This window comes from Neorhizobium sp. BT27B (assembly GCF_050455485.1).
Classification (GTDB): Bacteria; Pseudomonadota; Alphaproteobacteria; order Rhizobiales; family Rhizobiaceae; genus Neorhizobium.
Window position 1 is genome coordinate 1 of sequence record NZ_JBCIYT010000011.1, and the last position, 17,305, is coordinate 17,305.

A 17,305-nucleotide genomic window follows, 5' to 3' on the forward strand; every position below is an offset into this window, starting at 1 on the left:
GCACCGTCCGACATGAATGGCTCGACCAATACATCATCGAAAGCATCGAGGAGGCACAGGAATTCGCCACGCAGTGGATATGGACGTACAACAACGAACGGCCCAATATGGGCATCGGCGGCATAACGCCCGCACAGAAACTGAAAATGGCCGCGTGAATTCTACTGCGGAGCCCCGTTAAAAACGGGGGGATTACCGTTAGTTCTGATCCATTCAAGGCGTATGCTCCACAATTTACCATCATCCACGGCTAGCGGCCGCGATAGACAAACTTCGGCGGTTCGGCGCGGCTGTCGATTTCGGCCTGCTCCACCAGCAATTGCCGCATCGGTGAGCGGATGCAGACCGGGTCGGTGGCGGATGCATTGCCGGCAAGTGCCATCGCCTGGCAGCGGCAGCCGCCAAAATCGATCGCCTTGCGGTCGCAGGAATGGCACAGTTCCGGCATCCAGCTATCGCCGCGGTAGGCGTTGAAGGCCGGGCTTTCGTACCAGATGTCGGCCAACGGCATGTCGCGCACCGTCTCGAAACTGAGCGACGGAATGCTTTCGGCCGCATGACAGGGCAGAACCTTGCCGGAGGGGGTAACGTTGAGGCCAGTACGACCCCAACCGCCCATGCAGGCCTTCGGATAAGTCGAGTGGTGATCGGCCGGCACATAGTCGATGACGATGATGCCTTCCAGTCGCTTGCGCGCTTCGACGACAAAGGCGTTGGTCTTGAGAACTTGCTCCTTCGTCGGCATCAGCGCCTTTCGGTTCTTCTCGGCCCAGCCGTGGAACTGCACGGTGGCGATCTCGATGCGCCGGGCGCCCAACTTGACGGCCAGATCCAGCATGTCGCCGATCTGGTCCATGTTCTGCTTGTGGCAGACCGCGTTGACGGTGAGCGGAATGCCGGCCGCATGAGTCCATTCAGCTACCGCGATCTTGCGGTCATATCCGCACTTGTAGCCGCCCACTTTGTCGGCCAGCGCCCGGGTCGCCCCCTGGATGGAAAGCTGCAGATGATCGAGCCCAGCCTCTGAAAGCTCGGCAATGCGCTTTTCGGTAAGGCCGATTCCGGAGGTGATCAGGTTGGTATAGAGCCCGGCCCTGGCCGCGGCGGCTGTCATTTCCACCAGATCGCGCCGCGCTGTTGGCTCTCCGCCTGACAGATGCAGATGCAGCACGCCCAGCGCTGCCGCCTGTTCAAACACGGAAATCCATTCCCTGGTGGAAAGCTCCGCCTTCGCCCCCTCCAGTTCCAGCGGGTTGGAACAGTAGGGACAGGCGAGCGGGCAGCGATGCGTCAGTTCCGCAAGCATGGCGATCGGCGGGGGAATGCGGATGCGGCCGGTCACTCCATCCTTGCCCGTCCATTCACTCGAGCGCGCAGGCTTGACATGCTCGTTCATGATTTCAGCTCCAGCATCCGGCGCTTGGAGAATTCGTCGACGAAGGCGATTACGTCGGTCAGAATCTGCACCTTCGATGCCTCGAACTTGATCGAAAATTCCTGCGCGATGGCGTCGAGATCGCGTTCACCGTCGAGCGCCTTCACGATCATCACGGCGACTTCGTCGAGCGCCAATGCCCGTTCGGGCGCCAGAAGCACGGTCTGGCCGCGCACCTCGTCTTCCCGCAGCCGTACTCCGCGGGCAAGCCTTGCCACGGTCTGCGCCGTGACTGTAACTACAGAAGGCTCGGTCATTTCGCCGCTCCCATGATTTCGGGCGTTACAACGGGTTTGCGTGCCGGTTGATCGAGATCGCCGATCACGCCTTCTTTTCCGTCCCAGCCGCCGGGCGGAGGAAGGGCTGGGGATACATAAGCGTTATGCAGCGCGTCGAGCTGCGCCCAGAGAACGTCGGTCTTGAAGGTCAGCGCGGCCGCGGCCGCATCCTGCTTTTCCTTCGTGTCGGCATGGTCGAGCACATAGTTGAGGCCGAAGGCGACATCCACCGGCGCTTCGTCGAGACGCTTGCGGAAGTAGGAAAGCGCCTCGTCATTGGCGAAGGCGTAATGTTCGATGAGACCGGCAATCCGGTTCTTGTGGATGGCCGGCGCAAACAGCTCAGTCAGCGAGGCGGCGACCGCATCCAGCATCGGCATGTAGCGTACGAAGTGCACATAGGCATCGCAAGCAAAGCGCGTGCCCGGTAGTACGCCGCGGCTGGACGCCACGTAATCGGGATCGAGACCGACAGCCTCGGCAAGTTTTAGCCAGCGGCGGATACCGCCGCCCTCTTCGCGGCCACCGTCATGGTCCTCGATGCGCTTGCGCCAGGCGCGGCGGATGTCGACATCCTCGCAGCGCGACATGAAGGCAGCATCCTTCAGTGGAATTCGGCTGTGGTAATAGAAGCGGTTGATCACCCAGGCACGCACCTGCGTGATCGAGCATTCACCGCCATGCAGCATCCCGTGGAACGGGTGCTTGTCGTGATAGCGCATGTCGCCGATGACGCGTAGGCGGGCTTCGAAATCGGTTCGATTTTGTACGTCAGGCAAGGTTGATCTCCATTCCGTCATGACCGATTTCGAATCCGGCGGCGGTGACGGCACCCCGCTCCGGGCCGTCGCGCCAAATCGGGTTCGTGTTGTTGATATGCACATAGACCATGCGGGCTATATCGAGTTTCGACATTACATCGAGGCTGCCGGACCTGCTGTCACCGGTGATCGGCATATGCCCCATCCGTTGGCCGGTCTTCACACCGGTTCCAACACGGATCATCTCGTCATCGGTGAACACGGTTCCGTCGAAGAAGACGAGATCCGCGCCGCGGATACGCGCGCACAGCCAGTCCGGCAACGTCGCGCAGCCCGGAATGTAATAGGCGCGCCTGCCGCCGGCGACAAATTCCACGCCTATCGTCTGCTCGCCTTCCAGACCCAGCTCCGGCTCGCCCTCCTCCAGAAACAGCGCCACCTTGCCGGGGACCGCAAATATGCGTGCCTCGATCCCGTCAAGCGGCGAGAACATTTCGTCGAGGCTGATGACGTGCCGTCTGACGAAAGCCGGATCAAGAACGCGGAAGACAGGGTTGGCGTCGAGCACCGCGTCGATCGCCGAAGAGGAGATCAGGTCGAATGCCTGTTTTTCGCGGATCGTCAACAAACCCCCAATATGATCGACATCGGCATTGGTAATAACGACGCTTTTGATCGGGCTCTGGCGAAGTGCGCTGGGGTGAAGCTGCGGCGTCTGCTGGATCTGCTGTCGGATGTCCGGCGAGGCATTGAAAATCGCCCAGGTCTTGCCACCGACACTGACGGCAAGCGACGACTGCGTCTGTGGAGCAAGTCCGGATGACGGATCGCGGGCGGCGGCACAATTGGAACAATTGCAGTTCCACTGCGGCAAACCGCCGCCCGCGGCAGAGCCGAGCACGAGAAACCGAAGTTCGGTCATGATCCCGTGCCCTTCACGACTAGAACAGAACCGGCTCTGGGCCGTCCGCCTGTGCGTAGCGGTTGATTTCCATGCCGCAGGATACTTCGACAAACTTTGGTGCAGTCCACTTCATGGTAGAACTCCTATCTTGACTCTTTGGCGGCCAAGGCCGCGGGTTGAAGGTAGTTGGGCTGGCGGTATTCAAACCAACCCTCTCAAACACGTTAGGTGTCGGATAACGTGTCTTCGCAGCTAAACCTCACGACGGGCTGAAGGCATATCGTTCAGTACTGCTACTTGGCGCATCTAGCGCCAAGACCATAGCAGTCTCCGATCACGGGAACTGCGTAAGCCTTGAATGGTGCCGGATCGACAGCGGATTGACCGCGCATCGAAAGCTTGGATTCCAAGGCCCAAATGATGTCGCCGATGATGGTGACACCTGCCGGGCCGATCATACCGGATCTCAGGGTTTCGACCTCGACTGTGTCGCCGTTGACGGTAAGAAGATCGATTGTGCCCGCACCTTCTGCCATGACGAATTGTCTGTCGTTCAGCCGGCGCAAGCCATCGGGCTGGATGAGCGGGCGGGAGGCGGTAAGCGTGACCGGTGCTCCGGCGGTGCCGTCTGGTTTCAGTTCGATGCGAAACAGTTTGCCCGTCGTGAAGCTGTTTACGAACAGTTGCCGCTCTTGGAAATCGAGACCGTCCGCACCCTCGAGTTCCGCGGATTTGGACCATTCGTCAAGGGTTTCACCACCGTCCCGCAGGCGCAGGATGCGGCCGCCGGTTGTGTCGGCGACATAGGCCGCTCTATCGGGACCGATGGCGATGTCGTTGCACAAGCCGGTCCTCCCTGGTAGCGGATGTTTACTGCGGAAGGCGCCGGTATCGAGGTGGTATCTGTATAGCGCCGGAACGGCGGGAGGCTCTCCGGCAACAGGCGGGTCCATGCGCGAAGAACAGACCCACAATGTATCGGAAGCTTCGTCAGCCAGGACACCGAACGTATCGAGCAGGCCGTTGTCTCCGGGCGCTATCCATTGAGTCGCGACCGTAGCGCCCGGCGCAGCCTTGAATATGCCGCCCGAGCCGACCGAGCCGGTGATGATGGTTCCGTCTCGCGTCGAAGTGATATTCTCAGGGAAGGTGTTCGCGCCTTCTATGACAATTTCGGTGGGGGAGGCGGCTGCCTGACCGGCGCAAGCGATTGCCAAGGCGGTCAAGATGACACGCGGAAGGGCGGTTGTACGGTTCCGGGGCGTCAAGATCAACAGACCCATTTTGAGGCGAAAGTGTCGCATCGTCATTTCCTCCAAAGGCGAGCAAAAGTGCTAGGCGCTAATCCCGCCGTCCACGTTGAGCACCGTTCCGGTGATGAATTTGGCCGCAGGACTGACGAGAAACGCCACCGCCGATGCGATATCTTCCCGCTCGCCGTAGTGTCCGAGCGCGGTGAGTGCACGCAAGCCGTCAGCGTGATCCCCGTTTGCTGGGTTCAGGTCTGTATCGGTCGGCCCTGGCTGCACGAGGTTCACGGTTATGGCTCGTGAGCCGAGGTCGCGTGCAAGACCCCTGCTGAAAGCCGTAAGTGCAGATTTCGTCGTCGAGTAAAGGGTGACACCGGCAAACGGCACGCGCTCCGCCAAAAACGACCCGATTATGACGATACGTCCGCCTTGCCCGAGATACCGCATGGCGGCGCCAGAGGCCGCAACGGCTGAACGCACGTTCACATTGAACATCGCCTCAAGGTCCGCAAGGCTTCCGTCATCTCCAACATTCGCGTAGCGAGCGATGCCGGCATTGTTGACGAGAATGTCGAGCCCACCGAGACCGGCGACCGTTTCCTCGACGGCGCGCTTGACAGCTTCAGGATCAGCGCTGTCTGCCCGAAGGGCAAGCGCCTTTCTACCTTTACCCTCGATTTCGTTCACCACTTTTGCGGCCTTGTCGGCGGAGCTTTCGTAGGTGATAGCAACGTCGGCCCCCCTATCGGCGAGCATGAGCGCGATCGCCGCGCCGATGCCTCTTGATGCGCCCGTGACCAGCGCGCGTTTTCCACTGAGTTCAGTCATGAAACACCTGTTTGGTTGGTTCGTGGAAGGGTGCGGTCTCGGTAAATGTCGTTGCGTGCCACAACGCGAGACCGCCGGTTCGGCGAACGCCTCTGGCGTCACGGGAGACCGTAAATGACGATGCTGCTGCGGGTGACGTCGATCGGCCAAACCCCGCCACCGTTGCCGACAGCGGCTGCGACGAACTGCTTCTCGCCGGCCTTATAAGTGATAAGCCCGCCGCCGAGAGGCTCGCCCAAATTGTCGTTCCACAGCCGCTGCCCACTCGCAGCCTCCAGTGCGAACAGGTTGCCCGCAAGATCGGCTCCGAAGACCAGTCCAGTCGCCGTAGGGGTGATGCCGGCCAGAACGGGTTTTGGTGTCTCCAGTTTCCAGCGGATGTCGCCAGTATCGGCGTCAAAGGCGGTTAGCCAGCCGCGGGCTGTCGACCAGTCAGCGAGCACTTTGTTGAGAGGTTCAAGCACGCCTAGCCAGATATCGCCAGTCGGCGGAACAGGCGCGTCGCGAGATTGGAGCGTTACCGTTGAACACCAATCGACGGCCCCCACAAACAACGTGTTCTCAGTAGGGTGGTAAGCTGCGCCGTTCCATTCCGTCCCCCCGAACAGTCCGGGGCAAAATAGAGTGGGACGCTCGCGTGAAAGCGGAACATCACCATTTTCTCGTGTGGTCGTAGGCTGGGCATAGACGAAAGGAAGCCCGGCATCGAGATTCGTTCTATCGAGCACGGTGAGCAGTCCGTCCTTGTTGGCTGACGCTGCGATGCGTCGGCCACGCTTGGTCGTGACGAGTGCTGGTGCGGCGCTGACGCCCCAGTCGTGGAAGTCCCGCTTCACGACCTGATTGTGGGTAATCAGCTTGCCAGTCTTGCCGTCGATGGCTATGATCGAGTTGACATAAAGATTGTCGCCTTCCCGAAGTTCGGCGTCGAAGTCCGGCGCGGGATTGCCGGTGGGGGCATAAACAACGCCCGTCTCCTCATCGTAGCTGAGAGAGACCCATACGCCTCCGCCGGAAAGTGGGTTGCCCTCGGGCATCTTCCAGGTCGCCCGGACTTCGGGCGTGTCGGGAATGACCTCGAAGCGCCAGAGCAGCTTGCCCGTCTGCGCGTCATATGCGTAGACATGGCCTCGCACATTGGCGCGGTCACCGCCTGCATTGCCGACGAACACCTTTCCGTCCGCGGCGATGGGTGCCATCGGGATCGTAACGCCAGGCCCCGCGTCAGGGATCTTGACATCCCACAAAGTACGACCGTCCTCCGCGGAGAGTGCTAGCACATGGCCTTCCATCGTTCCCCGATACAGCTTGCCGTCGAGATGGGCGAAGCCGCGGTTGGCGGAGATGACGCCTTCGCCTGTCGGAACGGTATGGCTGACACGCCAGCGCTCCTCGCAGGTCGCGGCATCGATCGCGAACGACCCGCTGGGCGACGTGAAATAGAGAACTCCATCGATCACGAGCGGGCCTGTCTGAAACGATGTCGGTTCGGCAAGCGCGTATTCACATTTGCGCGTCAAGTTCGCGACATTGTCCGGATTGATCTCCTTAAGCGGCGAATACCGATCACCAGCCAGTGTCCTGTTATAGGATGGCCAATTGTTCTCATTTATCGGTCTCGGATCAGCGTCAGCGTTCGAGCTCGCAACCGTCGTCAGAAGTGCCGCTGTCAAGCCCAGCAGAAACCGCGCGTGCCGACGGCCTTTTTCCATCTTGAAGTTCTCGGAACGGGTTTCCCTGTCCGCATGCCTCTGTGCATCGCAAGGGTGTTCAGACATGTTGTGGTTGGTGACGAGATTGTTACTCACGTGAGGTCCTCCTTGGCAACGATTAACGGTAGCACCGGAGAAGGCTGCCCTGTAGGCGCGTAGTCCGCTCCACAGTGTCGCGGAGACGGGAACAGCGCATTTTCGCACAACTCCGATGTCAGCCACGTCGGAGCTCGCGGATCGGTACGGGTGCGGGGCCGCCGGATCATGCGACAGGTGAACGAGCGCTGACCTTATGCCTGGCACGAAACAATCCGCTGGTATTCTCGACACAGGATTCGATGGCGCTCCTCAGCGTCGCATCGGTCAGCGCACCCGGTCAGCGCCGTACGGATTTGGATGACGGCAAGATCTGCCCGAAGTGATCGCCTCTTTGGCCCCATCCTCGGTCCGTGTTCCGCTATCCGCTACACAGTGTGGCCGATAACGCGCCTAGCGATTTGACGATAGGAATGACAGCTTGCCTGGGGGCGAAGCCACAGCGGTCGCCCTGTTCAATCATCCCATTCAACTAACCGCAGAGGATTATCATGAGCTTTCGCAACGGCATCGACTCACTCCTTCGCCCCGAAGATTCTGTACTCGTCTTAATCGATCATCAGCCCTTCCAGCTCGCGAACCTCCACAGCCACACCGCCCAAGTCGTGGTCAACAACGCGGCTGGATTGACAAAAGCTGCTAGGGCCTTCCGTGTTCCGACCATTCTAACCAGTGTCGTAGCCGATCGCGGCGGTCTGATCTTCCCACAGATTACTAGTGTGTTCCCCGAACAGGAGGTGATCGACCGTACCACCCTGAACACCTGGGAGGATCCGAACGTTGTGGATGCCGTCAAAGCTACGGGACGCAAGCAACTGATCATTGCAGGCCTCTACACGGAAATTTGCGTGGCGATGCCAGTGATCCACGCCCTCGGTGACGGTTGGGATGTGACAGTGATCACCGATGCATGCGGTGGAGTTTCCGTTGAAGCCCATGAGAGAGCTGTCCAGCGCATGATCGCCGCCGGTGCCAATGCAATGACATGGCTGGCGCTTGCATCGGAGTGGCAGCGCGACCATGCTCGACTCGAACATGTCGCCGAATTTGTGGATGTTCTCAAGGAACATGAACCCGGCAGCGGGATTGCGTTCCTATGGGAACAGCAGTTGCTCAATACTGATGTAAAGTCACTCGAAAGCTCTGGCTTTTAGTCTAGACGGGATGGGGAGGATTTCGTCCGCCGCATCGCGACGTTCGCCAATCCTCGTCGCCCGGCTGAAACGTCAAGGAACATCATGGACATCGGTATTCACAGCTTCGCCGCCCTTTTTCCCGATCTTGCAACAGGTGCGCTTCCATCTGCAGCCGACCGCATGGCAGGCCTTCTCAACGAGATCCAGGTTGCAGATCGTGTAGGGCTAGATTTTTTCGGCATCGGCGAGCACCATCGGGCCGAGTTTCTTGATTCTGCACCTGCCGTTATTCTGGCGGCTGCCACGGCGCATACCAGTCGGATCAGACTGACAAGCGCCGTGACGGTTCTGGGCGCGGCCGATCCGGTGCGCATCTTCCAGGAATTTGCGACGCTCGACCTCATAGCGCACGGTCGTGCTGAGGTCGTCGTTGGCAGAGGATCGTCGGTAGAGGCGTTTCCATTGTTTGGCCTGCCGATGAGCGACTATGACGACCTTTTTTCCGAGAACCTCGATCTGCTTTTGAAGCTCCGTGAAACCACCACACTAACCTGGGAAGGCCGCTTCCGCCCTGCGTTGAACGGGCAGGGTGTGTTCCCGCGGCCCCATCAGGCACGGTTGCCAATTTGGGTGGGCGTCGGTGGCACGCCGCAATCTTTCGAACGTGCCGGTAAGCTTGGCCTCCCACTGATGATCGCAATCATTGGAGGCACTTTCGAGCGCTTCCGCCCGCTTGTCGATCTCTACCGCGAGGCCGGGGCGCGGGCCGGCCATGATCCGGCAGCGTTGAAGGTAGCCGTGCATGCGATGGGCTTCGTCGCCGACACGGACGATGAGGCGCACGATATTTTTTTTCCCGGCTGGGCGCAGATGGTCGGAAAATATGCGCAGGAGCGCGGCTGGGCGCAGCCGAGCCGGGCACAATTCGATGAAATGGCCAGTCCTAACGGCGCTTTTATTGTCGGCGATCCTACTACGGTCATGGCCAAAATCCTTCACGTGAACGACGTTCTTGGCGGAATATCGCGAATTGCGTTTCAGATGACTTCCGTAGCGGCTGAAACGGCCGCGATGAACCGGTCGATCGTACTTCTTGGTACCGAGGTCGCGCCAACTATCCGCGCGTTCAGCCATGGCTACAGCTGGCCAGCTTCGTTATGATCTTGCGGTCATCTAGGAGGAGGGCATCCTGTGAATACCGATGATTTGCGGATTTTTCTGGAAGTTGCCGACTCGGGAGGAGTGGCGGTCGCTGCTCACCGGCTTTGTATTTCAAAATCCATGGTAAGTCGCGGCTTGGTCCGCCTTGAAGCCGCGTTTGGATCCTCCCTTTTTGCACGAACATCGCGAGGCGTTTTTATCACAGAGGCTGGCAGTGCCTTTTATGACTACGCGGTGCGAGTTTGTGATGAGGTAGACGTCGCGAAAAAAACCATCTTGCCAGCTGGAGAGCTGCGAGGTCTGCTCCGGGTTGCTGCTCCACTTTCCTTTGGCCCAACCCATTTCGCTCCGGTTTTGGCGGAGATGGGCAGACGGCATCCTAATCTTCATATTCATACATCGTATAGCGAGCGCTTCGTTGATCTTGTCGCCGAACGCTTTGACTGTGGAATCCGTGTCGGCTTTCTTGATGATTCGAACCTGATCGCACGGCGTGTTGGCCCTCTGCACGGCAAACTCGTCGCCAGTCCAAGTTACATCAAAAAATACGGATCACCCGAAACCCTCAAGGAACTCTCTTCCCACCGAGCCCTGATGGGTGAATCGGATACATGGAAGCTGGTCGATGGAGACAAACTAATCGCCGTTAAACCCAGGGGACGCTTTAAGGCAAATAGCGGACTGGCTCTCACCGCCGCCGCCGTCGCGGGCTTGGGCGTGGCAGCGCTGGCAAATCAGTACATCCGAGACCATCTAGCCGCTGGGACACTGGTGCCTGTGATGAAGCGTTATCCCCTTCCCCGAGCGGGAATTTTTGTGGTCAGACCTCCAGGAGTGCAGCCAAATCGCAAGGTTAGGGTTCTCACGGAGATGTTAATAGAACATCTGGAGGCAGACCTGTGCCGTTCGGCTGATGGGATCTGATCCCGATTGCAACTATTCTCCTACGCTGCACAAGAAGTTTCGCATATCTCATAATTGACTGCGACGAGTCAGCGTCCTGAGACCGGTGCGCAATCGAGACACTGAATGAGCATTTCGGTTAAAGCCCGGACCTTCCTTGCAGAATGTCGCCCATGGAGGCACACAATGTATATTCCCGCTGGAGGGACTGGGTGACGGGTCATGACAGGCACGAGAGCGCCCGTCTCAAGATGCTCGTGGATGAGGCCGAGGGGAAGGATTGCGACCCCGAGTCCCGCTACGGCGGCTGCAACGAGAGAAATGCCATTGTCCGCTTTAAACCGTCCCGCAGGATTAACGGCAACGACTTCATCTCCATCTGTGAGAAACCAAGCTTCATCGCCCCGCATTAGCGCCTGGTGACGCGTGGTCAGGTCGTCCAGCGTTTCGGGTGTTCCATATTCTCCAATATAGTCAGGACTGGCAACGACCATTCCCGACAGCGGCCCCACCTTTACAGACGCCAAGCTCGTATCCTTGACGTATCCCAGTCGGATCGCGCAATCAAAACCGCCCGCGACCAGATCGACGGTGTCATCGCTGAAGTCGATGTGAATTTTAAGATTAGGATGGCGGCGCGCCATCTCGACGATAACTGGCGTAAAATGGGTTGGGCCAAAGGAAAGTGGAGCTGCGACCCTAAGCAAGCCGCGCAGCTCGCCTCCCGGAGTGATCGTTTCGCGCGCGGCGTCCACCTCCGCGCAAACTCTCGCTGCATGGTCTCGAAATGTTGCGCCAGCTTCAGTGAGCGAAGCGCCGCGCGTCGTCCGTGCAAGCAATTGCGCACCCACCTCGGCCTCAAGTCGACGAAGTTGCCGACTCACCATCGATTTGGAAATGCCCAGCCGCCTCGCTGCTGAGGTTACTCCACCGGCATCCGCTACCTCCACGAATGTCCGCATATCCTCCACTTCCAATCTGCGTTCCCTTTTCAGCGACATTGTTTGGCGTTTAGCAGTACTACCGCATCTTACGCGCGAGTGACAGGGTCAGTCTCGTCACGCCGTCGCAAACGGCGTTCAAGTTCGGTTGATCCACTCAATAGCTCGGCGGACTGTGTGAGGATCAAGTGACTGCCCTACGGATTTGCCCGAGTGGTGATGCCTTCACCCTGTGCAGAAAGGTCTATTAGAACCATGCCTACACTCTACTATGCACCCAACGCTTGTTCGCTGGCTCCGCACATCGTCCTTGAATGGATTGGTGCACCTTATGAGGCAGTGAGGGTTCAATACGGCTCCGAAGAGCTACTCTCGATTAATCCAGCGGGAGCTGTTCCCACTTTTCGCGAGGATGACGGCTGGCTCCTGACGCAGGCGGGGGCGATTCTGGATTATCTGGCAAACAAGCATCCTGAGGCTTTGCTAGGTGGCGGCGAGAATATGCGCGCTCGAGCTGAAGCGCGTCGTTGGTCTGCCTTTTTTACCTCAGACGTCCATGCGTCATTCTGGCCAATTTTCGTTCCCAAGCGATACTCGACCGACGTGAGCAAGGAGGCCCAATTGGCCGTGATCGAGGCCGGACAGGCGCTGGTGTCGAAACAGCTTCATATACTCGATTGCCATCTTGACGGACGCGAATTTGTTCTCGGTGATAGACGCTCGATCATCGATGCCTATTCGTTTCCGATGATCCGTTGGGCGGTGAAGCTTTTGCCGAGTGGTCTGATGGAGTATCCTAATGTGCAGTCGTTGCATGACAGGATATTCCGCGATGCCGCGGTTCAGAAAATCCTCTCACGAGAAGCAGCTTCGACGCCGACAACACGTATTAAAGAATTCCGCCCGGCTTAAAAAGGGCTTGCCCCATCGCAGCAGCATCATCGACGTGCGGTGGGCCAGGTTCGGCTGTATCAAGCATGCGAGAGGTTATTCGTTACCAACGGCGACGGAGTTAGCTGTGGTCTTCGATTGACGGATTTTCCCTGCTGACCGAAGCAAGCTGCTTTTGCACCGACCATGCATCAAGTAAAAAGTTTTGCTCGAAGAAACGGCCATTGAGGACTTTGTGAAACAGGTGCTCCGAGAACTCAACGCTCGAGCCATTCGGCTTAGAGCCAAGCCACTCCCTCACGGGGGTTCCCCTGTTGAGCAGCCGGGCGGCAACCTGATTACCTTCCACAGCGATCTCTTCAGCCCGCCAGACGAGGTCCGGAACCGCGGCTATGTGTCCCTCGAGTTGAGCAATCATTTGGCTCAAGGTCAGCTTTTGCCCATTTACAAGAAGCTCATCGTGCATGAACTCGCTAAGCCGCTGAAAATCGTGCGTGTTCAGAACGGCAATATAGCCTGTGAATAAATCTCGTATGTTTGTATCGGGCATGCGTTCTCCACCTGATGCGGCAAAACCTGAAAAGCCGCAGACCGTACAGTATGGGTGCGGGAGGTGGTCGCAGAATATCGATACGGGTCGGTATGTGAAAGCCTGCATCCCGATCAACTGTGTCGCACAAAGGGGAACCACATAAACCTGGCCTACGCTCCAGTGCTCGGCTAGTTCTGATTTGCTCGAAGCATGTCCCTTTGGACCGCGATCAAAGCGAGCGCCGCTTCTGAGTTTTTTGTCTTACCAACCCAACCTAACTAATGCATCGATATCGCCTTCAGAGAGCGTTGTGCACCGCCTCCCGAAGACGCGAATTGAAATCCAGGTTTACATCACACCATAGGTTAACGATGAACCAGCAGCTTCAGCCTACACGCCTGTTCTTTCCAGCGTTCGCATCCGTTTTTTCTTCGCTCGATCAAATTGTAGAAACCATTCTGCGCTTTACTGCAGGGGTTCTGCTCGTAACGCATGGTTACGGTAAGATCGCAGACCCGTTTAGCATGGCAGATCTGGTAGAAAGTATCGGATTTTATCCAGGTGTCTTCTGGTCGCCATTGCTCGCTGCGACCGAGTTCTTTGGCGGTATTCTTATCACGATTGGTCTGCTGACTCGTCCGGCGTCGTTCGCGGCGATGATCGTCCTCCTCGTGACCGTCTATTTCCATGGGGTCGTGAAGGCAGAAGGGCTTGCCGGCTCGGAGAAGTCACTTCTTTGGGCAGCGATTTTCCTCTTCTTTAGCGTGCGGGGTGGGAACAGGCATTCTGTGGATGCCCGCCTCGCTCGTACGTTCTGAGCCAAACACGGTCATTGAGCGCGAGCTCTTTCGGCAGGCTTGGTTGCTTCGCAAGCCTGCCGCGCATGTCGGTCGTAAACCACGTGTCATCGACGGGTACTAAGGATCCTCTCCAGCCCACGATCCCAGTACGGTTGATGACCAAACCGATGGATGAGCCAATCGATGAACACTCTCACTTTCGGTGCCAGTTCGCGAGAACTTGGATACAGTGCCCATAGGGTCTGCGTTGAAATCAGCGGATATTCGGGGAGGACTGGAACAAGGGTGCCAGATTGCAGCTCTTCCGATGCGCACCACGTAGCCATCAGAGCGATGCCTAGCCCGCCAGATGCGGCATCGCGCACTGCAGTACCGTCGTTGATGCGCAGGCTCGGAGTAACACGACGTTCGATTACCTCCGCATCTTTTCCGCGAAACGTCCATAGATCCAGCGTGCCGACGACGAGACAGGTATGTTCCACCAAGTCGTCGGGTGTGCTCGGCCGGCCACGTTGCTCGAGATATTCGGGTGACGCGACCAGCACCCGATTGTCTGGAGCAAGTCGCCGCGCGACGAAGGACGAGTCGCTAAGCTCGGTATAACGAACCGCCACATCGAAGGCACCTTCGACCAGATCAACGATGCTGTCCGAGATGCGCAAATCAAGCGCTAAGTCGGGATATTTACCACAGAAGTCAGGCAGACCCGGCACAATATGCATTCGCGCGAATGAGGCGGGGGCGGCTACTCGCAATGTGCCGCGAGGCGCAGCTTGCTCTCGCCCAAGCGCTGCTCGGGCGGCCTCCGCAGCGAACACAACATGTTCGGCATGCGGCAGGAAGGCGAGACCGTCCTCGGTCAACGTCGCTTGCCTCGTGGTGCGATGGAGAAGCCTGGCGCTGAGTTTTCGCTCGAGAGCGGCCAGTTTGGCGCTAGCTCCAGCGGGAGTGAGGCCAAGGTCACGGGCAGCGGCGCTGATGCTGTGCAGCTGGGCGATACGCACAAAGAGATTCAGATCGTCGACATCCATACAATGACTTTCAAAATTTTGTTGAAACTGATCCTAAAACGCCGGCGCTACCGAAAGCAATCTCGATAGATCAAATAGGAGCCATCAAGACGGCACCACCGTTGGTGAGCCCGTCAGAGCTACTGTCGAAAGGATATCTCCATGACCAAGACCAAGACCACCAAGACCATGAAAGCAGCCGTCCTCACCCGTTTCGGCGGGCCGGACGTATTCGAACTGCGCGACGTGGAAGTGCCGGACGTCGGTCCTCGCCAAGTGCGGGTACGGGTGCATGCCACCGCCATCAATCCCCTCGACTACCAAATCCGCCGCGGCGACTACAAAGACTACGTTTCCTTGCCTGCAATCACGGGTCATGACATCTCCGGCGTGATCGAGGAACTGGGCTCCGGGGTTCACGAGTTCGCAGTCGGTGATGAAGTCTATTACACGCCAAAGATCTTCGGCGGTGCGGGCTCGTACGCCGAGCAGCACGTCACTGACGTCGAACTCATCGGCCGAAAGCCCCGGAATCTAACACACATCGAGGCGGCAAGCCTAACACTGGTTGGCGGCACTGTTTGGGAAGCCTTCAGCCAGCGTGCGCAGCTGCGGACCGGCGAAACTATCCTCATTCACGGTGGTGCGGGCGGCGTCGGCACGATTGCGGTGCAGGTCGCCAAGGCGATGGGCGCACGAGTGATCACGACAGCACTCGCCCGCGACCACGACTTCGTGCGCTCGCTCGGCGCCGACGAGGCGATCGACTTTACCACGGAAGACTATGTGGAGGAGGTCGCCCGGCTGACCGGAGGCGAAGGCGTAAACGTGATTTTCGACACGATCGGCGGCGATACACTCACGCGAAGCCCGCTCGCGCTGGCTGATGGCGGACGCGTGGTGAGCCTCGTCGATATCGCGCAGCCGCAGAATCTCATTGAAGCCTGGGGGAAGAACGCAGCCTATCATTTTGTGTTCACCCGACAAAATCGCGGCAAGCTCGACGCGCTCACGGACTTGATCGAGCGCGGTCTGGTCAAGCCCGTCATAGGCGCCACACTGCCGCTTGCCCGCATCGATGAAGCCCACGAGCTGTTGGAAAACGGCTCTGCGCGAGGCTTGCGCGGCAAGGTCGTGATCGATGTGTCGGGTGAGGCGAGTGCCTAATTCGGCACCTGCAGTGTCACACGGGCGGTCGGGGTTTACCCCCCCGGCCGGCCTGTTTCGGGAAAGAGATTACTATGACAATCACCAAATCACCGGCCGTAAATGTCGGTCCGAATCCTTTCGGACGCGGCTATGCGTCCACGTTCGCACCGGAGCAGTTGACGATAGGCGTCTATTTCCCGATCGAGTCTTTCGATGGACCCGAGCCGGCCATGCGCGACCAGATAGAGCTCGCCCAGCAAGCCGAGCGTCTTGGCTTTGCCGCTCTCTGGGCGCGGGACGTGCCGCTGAACGACCCGACCTTTGGCGATCTGGGCCAGATTTACGACCCTTTCGTCTGGCTTGCGACGATCGCAGCGAGCACATCCACCATCGCGCTCGCCACGGGCGCGGTCATTCTGCCGCTTCACCACCCGATCGATGTCGCCAAGGCGGCGGCTTCGCTTGATCGCCTATCCGGCGGACGTTTCGTGTTTGGCGTGGCTTCGGGCGACCGGCCAGTCGAGTATCCAGCATACCGGCGGGATGCCGACCTGCGTGGCGAACTCTTCCGCGACGCGTTTGACTATGTGGAGGCGTTGCTGACGAAGCGTTTTCCCGTCCACGCGTCTGCACACTATGGCCGGCTTACGGGCAGTGGCGATTTGGTGCCCAAACCGTTTTCGCCCCGGCTGCCCACTCTCGTCACCGGGCAGAGCCAGCAATCACTGGACTGGATCGCACAACGTAGCGATGGCTGGCTCACTTACCCGCGCGACATGTGGCAGCAAGCGCAGGTCGCCAGACGCTGGCGCGAGGCACTTGATCATATCGGAGCAGAATTCAAACCGATCGCGCATTCGCTCTATGTCGATCTGGCCGCAGATCCGGATACGCCGCCCAGCTCAATCCATCTCGGATACCGGGTCGGGCGGCGGCGGCTGGCCGACCTATTGGACGCCCTGCGCTCTAATGGGATCAACCACGTCGCACTGAACCTCAAGTTCAGCAAGAGACCTGTCGCCGATGTTCTCGATGAGATCGGAACTGAAGTCATTCCGCATTTCAGGATCGCTGCGACATGAGGCGCGAAGCCACCGTCAGGAAGAGCCTGGGCGGTCCTGGCATCCTCCTGCGCACAGTATCCCGACATCGCATTAGGCAGGCAACTGCCTCTGCTCAGTAAATCAACACACGAACCGGGCGGTAAGCGCCGCGGTATCACGTCAAGAAAGGAAAGTGTTATGACCGTAACAACTCGAAAGGCCATTGCCGCAGCCATTTTACTGGCCGGTCTGGCAGTCCAGACGGCACTTGCTACAAAAGCACGTGCACTCGAACCTATTCCGGGCAGCATCACGTTTGAGGGACAGCCGACAACGAAGCTGCTGAAGTCTCCCATAGGAAGTACGTTTTCTCACCGCTTTTATGTCGATGGAGCACATTACGAAGAAACCTACAAAGTCAGCGAAGACCGGTCGCTGGAGCTCGTGCACCGCCAGAGATTGAGCAATCGATAGA

General features: G+C 58.6%; 20 protein-coding genes. 9 read left to right on the forward strand and 11 right to left on the reverse strand.

The window, feature by feature from the left end:
- Positions 1 to 158, forward strand: a 158-nt coding sequence (locus AAIH70_RS23925) for an integrase core domain-containing protein (protein WP_430036107.1), incomplete at its 5' end; no start/stop codon positions are given.
- A 92-nt stretch (positions 159 to 250) separates the two neighbouring features.
- Here AAIH70_RS23925 and pqqE read toward each other — a convergent pair.
- The 8 genes from pqqE to AAIH70_RS23965 form a co-directional block, all read right to left on the reverse strand.
- On the reverse strand, positions 251 to 1,396 hold the full coding sequence (gene pqqE, locus AAIH70_RS23930; protein ID WP_430035868.1) for a pyrroloquinoline quinone biosynthesis protein PqqE: 1,146 nt from the start codon (positions 1,394 to 1,396) through the stop codon (positions 251 to 253).
- Positions 1,393 to 1,692 (reverse strand): pyrroloquinoline quinone biosynthesis peptide chaperone PqqD, encoded by a 300-nt coding sequence (gene pqqD / locus AAIH70_RS23935; RefSeq protein ID WP_430035870.1) that lies wholly within the window; start codon positions 1,690 to 1,692, stop codon positions 1,393 to 1,395. Before pqqD ends, pqqE begins: the two co-directional genes overlap by 4 nt.
- Positions 1,689 to 2,513, reverse strand: coding sequence for a pyrroloquinoline-quinone synthase PqqC (gene pqqC / locus AAIH70_RS23940; protein ID WP_430035872.1), 825 nt, complete (start codon positions 2,511 to 2,513; stop codon positions 1,689 to 1,691). The genes pqqD and pqqC overlap by 4 nt, the downstream gene beginning before the upstream one ends.
- Positions 2,485 to 3,396 (reverse strand): pyrroloquinoline quinone biosynthesis protein PqqB, encoded by a 912-nt coding sequence (gene pqqB, locus AAIH70_RS23945; protein WP_430035874.1) that lies wholly within the window; start codon positions 3,394 to 3,396, stop codon positions 2,485 to 2,487. The genes pqqC and pqqB overlap by 29 nt, the downstream gene beginning before the upstream one ends.
- A gap of 19 nt (positions 3,397 to 3,415) precedes the next feature.
- A complete protein-coding gene (gene pqqA / locus AAIH70_RS23950) occupies positions 3,416 to 3,511 on the reverse strand; it encodes a pyrroloquinoline quinone precursor peptide PqqA (RefSeq protein WP_112512042.1) in 96 nt (31 codons plus the stop codon).
- Positions 3,512 to 3,671: 160 nt separating this feature from the next.
- On the reverse strand, positions 3,672 to 4,697 hold the full coding sequence (locus AAIH70_RS23955) for an SMP-30/gluconolactonase/LRE family protein (RefSeq protein WP_430035876.1): 1,026 nt from the start codon (positions 4,695 to 4,697) through the stop codon (positions 3,672 to 3,674).
- Positions 4,698 to 4,712: 15 nt separating this feature from the next.
- Positions 4,713 to 5,456 carry a 3-oxoacyl-ACP reductase family protein gene (locus tag AAIH70_RS23960; protein WP_430035878.1) on the reverse strand — a complete coding sequence of 248 codons (744 nt, stop codon included), beginning with the start codon at positions 5,454 to 5,456 and terminating at the stop codon, positions 4,713 to 4,715.
- Between the two features lie 98 nt (positions 5,457 to 5,554).
- Entirely contained in the window at positions 5,555 to 7,264 is a 1,710-nt protein-coding gene (locus tag AAIH70_RS23965) for a pyrroloquinoline quinone-dependent dehydrogenase (protein ID WP_430035880.1), read from the reverse strand.
- A 491-nt stretch (positions 7,265 to 7,755) separates the two neighbouring features.
- On the opposite strand from AAIH70_RS23965, the gene AAIH70_RS23970 reads away from it, so the two are divergent.
- The 3 genes from AAIH70_RS23970 to AAIH70_RS23980 all read left to right on the forward strand — a co-directional run bounded on the left by AAIH70_RS23970 (position 7,756) and on the right by AAIH70_RS23980 (position 10,485).
- A complete protein-coding gene (locus tag AAIH70_RS23970) occupies positions 7,756 to 8,418 on the forward strand; it encodes a hydrolase (protein ID WP_430035882.1) in 663 nt (220 codons plus the stop codon).
- An 84-nt stretch (positions 8,419 to 8,502) separates the two neighbouring features.
- Positions 8,503 to 9,561: an Atu2307/SP_0267 family LLM class monooxygenase gene (locus AAIH70_RS23975; RefSeq protein WP_430035884.1), complete on the forward strand. Its 1,059-nt coding sequence runs from the start codon at positions 8,503 to 8,505 to the stop codon at positions 9,559 to 9,561.
- Between the two features lie 30 nt (positions 9,562 to 9,591).
- Entirely contained in the window at positions 9,592 to 10,485 is an 894-nt protein-coding gene (locus AAIH70_RS23980; RefSeq protein ID WP_430035886.1) for a LysR family transcriptional regulator, read from the forward strand.
- Positions 10,486 to 10,553: 68 nt separating this feature from the next.
- Here AAIH70_RS23980 and AAIH70_RS23985 read toward each other — a convergent pair whose 3' ends face one another.
- Entirely contained in the window at positions 10,554 to 11,441 is an 888-nt protein-coding gene (locus AAIH70_RS23985; RefSeq protein WP_430035888.1) for a LysR family transcriptional regulator, read from the reverse strand.
- A 219-nt stretch (positions 11,442 to 11,660) separates the two neighbouring features.
- Here AAIH70_RS23985 and AAIH70_RS23990 point away from each other — a divergent pair, with 219 nt between their 5' ends.
- Positions 11,661 to 12,317: a glutathione S-transferase family protein gene (locus AAIH70_RS23990; protein ID WP_430035890.1), complete on the forward strand. Its 657-nt coding sequence runs from the start codon at positions 11,661 to 11,663 to the stop codon at positions 12,315 to 12,317.
- 100 nt (positions 12,318 to 12,417) lie between these two features.
- Here AAIH70_RS23990 and AAIH70_RS23995 read toward each other — a convergent pair whose 3' ends face one another.
- Complete coding sequence (locus AAIH70_RS23995) at positions 12,418 to 12,846, reverse strand: ester cyclase (protein WP_430035891.1); 429 nt, start codon at positions 12,844 to 12,846, stop codon at positions 12,418 to 12,420.
- 353 nt (positions 12,847 to 13,199) lie between these two features.
- Here AAIH70_RS23995 and AAIH70_RS24000 point away from each other — a divergent pair, with 353 nt between their 5' ends.
- Entirely contained in the window at positions 13,200 to 13,646 is a 447-nt protein-coding gene (locus tag AAIH70_RS24000; protein WP_430035893.1) for a DoxX family protein, read from the forward strand.
- 86 nt (positions 13,647 to 13,732) lie between these two features.
- On the opposite strand, the gene AAIH70_RS24005 is transcribed toward AAIH70_RS24000, so the two are convergent.
- Positions 13,733 to 14,659, reverse strand: coding sequence for a LysR family transcriptional regulator (locus tag AAIH70_RS24005; RefSeq protein ID WP_430035895.1), 927 nt, complete (start codon positions 14,657 to 14,659; stop codon positions 13,733 to 13,735).
- 168 nt (positions 14,660 to 14,827) lie between these two features.
- Between AAIH70_RS24005 and AAIH70_RS24010 the strand changes: the two genes are divergently transcribed.
- From AAIH70_RS24010 to AAIH70_RS24020, 3 genes are all read left to right on the forward strand, one after another.
- Positions 14,828 to 15,805 (forward strand): zinc-dependent alcohol dehydrogenase family protein, encoded by a 978-nt coding sequence (locus AAIH70_RS24010; protein ID WP_430036109.1) that lies wholly within the window; start codon positions 14,828 to 14,830, stop codon positions 15,803 to 15,805.
- Positions 15,806 to 15,879: 74 nt separating this feature from the next.
- Complete coding sequence (locus AAIH70_RS24015; protein WP_430035897.1) at positions 15,880 to 16,869, forward strand: LLM class oxidoreductase; 990 nt, start codon at positions 15,880 to 15,882, stop codon at positions 16,867 to 16,869.
- Between the two features lie 159 nt (positions 16,870 to 17,028).
- Positions 17,029 to 17,304, forward strand: coding sequence for a hypothetical protein (locus AAIH70_RS24020; RefSeq protein ID WP_430035899.1), 276 nt, complete (start codon positions 17,029 to 17,031; stop codon positions 17,302 to 17,304).
- The last annotated feature ends 1 nt before the right edge of the window (position 17,305 follow it).

Excerpts from the sequence above, each read along its gene's own strand:
- pqqE (WP_430035868.1), bottom strand. The coding sequence starts at position 1,396 with ATGAACGAGCATGTCAAGCCTGCGCGCTCGAGTGAATGGACGGGCAAG.
- pqqD (WP_430035870.1), bottom strand. The coding sequence starts at position 1,692 with ATGACCGAGCCTTCTGTAGTTACAGTCACGGCGCAGACCGTGGCAAGG.
- pqqC (WP_430035872.1), bottom strand. The coding sequence starts at position 2,513 with ATGACGGAATGGAGATCAACCTTGCCTGACGTACAAAATCGAACCGAT.
- pqqB (WP_430035874.1), bottom strand. The coding sequence starts at position 3,396 with ATGACCGAACTTCGGTTTCTCGTGCTCGGCTCTGCCGCGGGCGGCGGT.
- pqqA (WP_112512042.1), bottom strand. The coding sequence starts at position 3,511 with ATGAAGTGGACTGCACCAAAGTTTGTCGAAGTATCCTGCGGCATGGAA.
- AAIH70_RS23960 (WP_430035878.1), bottom strand. The coding sequence starts at position 5,456 with ATGACTGAACTCAGTGGAAAACGCGCGCTGGTCACGGGCGCATCAAGA.
- AAIH70_RS23970 (WP_430035882.1), top strand. The coding sequence starts at position 7,756 with ATGAGCTTTCGCAACGGCATCGACTCACTCCTTCGCCCCGAAGATTCT.
- AAIH70_RS23975 (WP_430035884.1), top strand. The coding sequence starts at position 8,503 with ATGGACATCGGTATTCACAGCTTCGCCGCCCTTTTTCCCGATCTTGCA.
- AAIH70_RS23990 (WP_430035890.1), top strand. The coding sequence starts at position 11,661 with ATGCCTACACTCTACTATGCACCCAACGCTTGTTCGCTGGCTCCGCAC.
- AAIH70_RS23995 (WP_430035891.1), bottom strand. The coding sequence starts at position 12,846 with ATGCCCGATACAAACATACGAGATTTATTCACAGGCTATATTGCCGTT.
- AAIH70_RS24000 (WP_430035893.1), top strand. The coding sequence starts at position 13,200 with ATGAACCAGCAGCTTCAGCCTACACGCCTGTTCTTTCCAGCGTTCGCA.
- AAIH70_RS24005 (WP_430035895.1), bottom strand. The coding sequence starts at position 14,659 with ATGGATGTCGACGATCTGAATCTCTTTGTGCGTATCGCCCAGCTGCAC.
- AAIH70_RS24010 (WP_430036109.1), top strand. The coding sequence starts at position 14,828 with ATGAAAGCAGCCGTCCTCACCCGTTTCGGCGGGCCGGACGTATTCGAA.
- AAIH70_RS24015 (WP_430035897.1), top strand. The coding sequence starts at position 15,880 with ATGACAATCACCAAATCACCGGCCGTAAATGTCGGTCCGAATCCTTTC.
- AAIH70_RS24020 (WP_430035899.1), top strand. The coding sequence starts at position 17,029 with ATGACCGTAACAACTCGAAAGGCCATTGCCGCAGCCATTTTACTGGCC.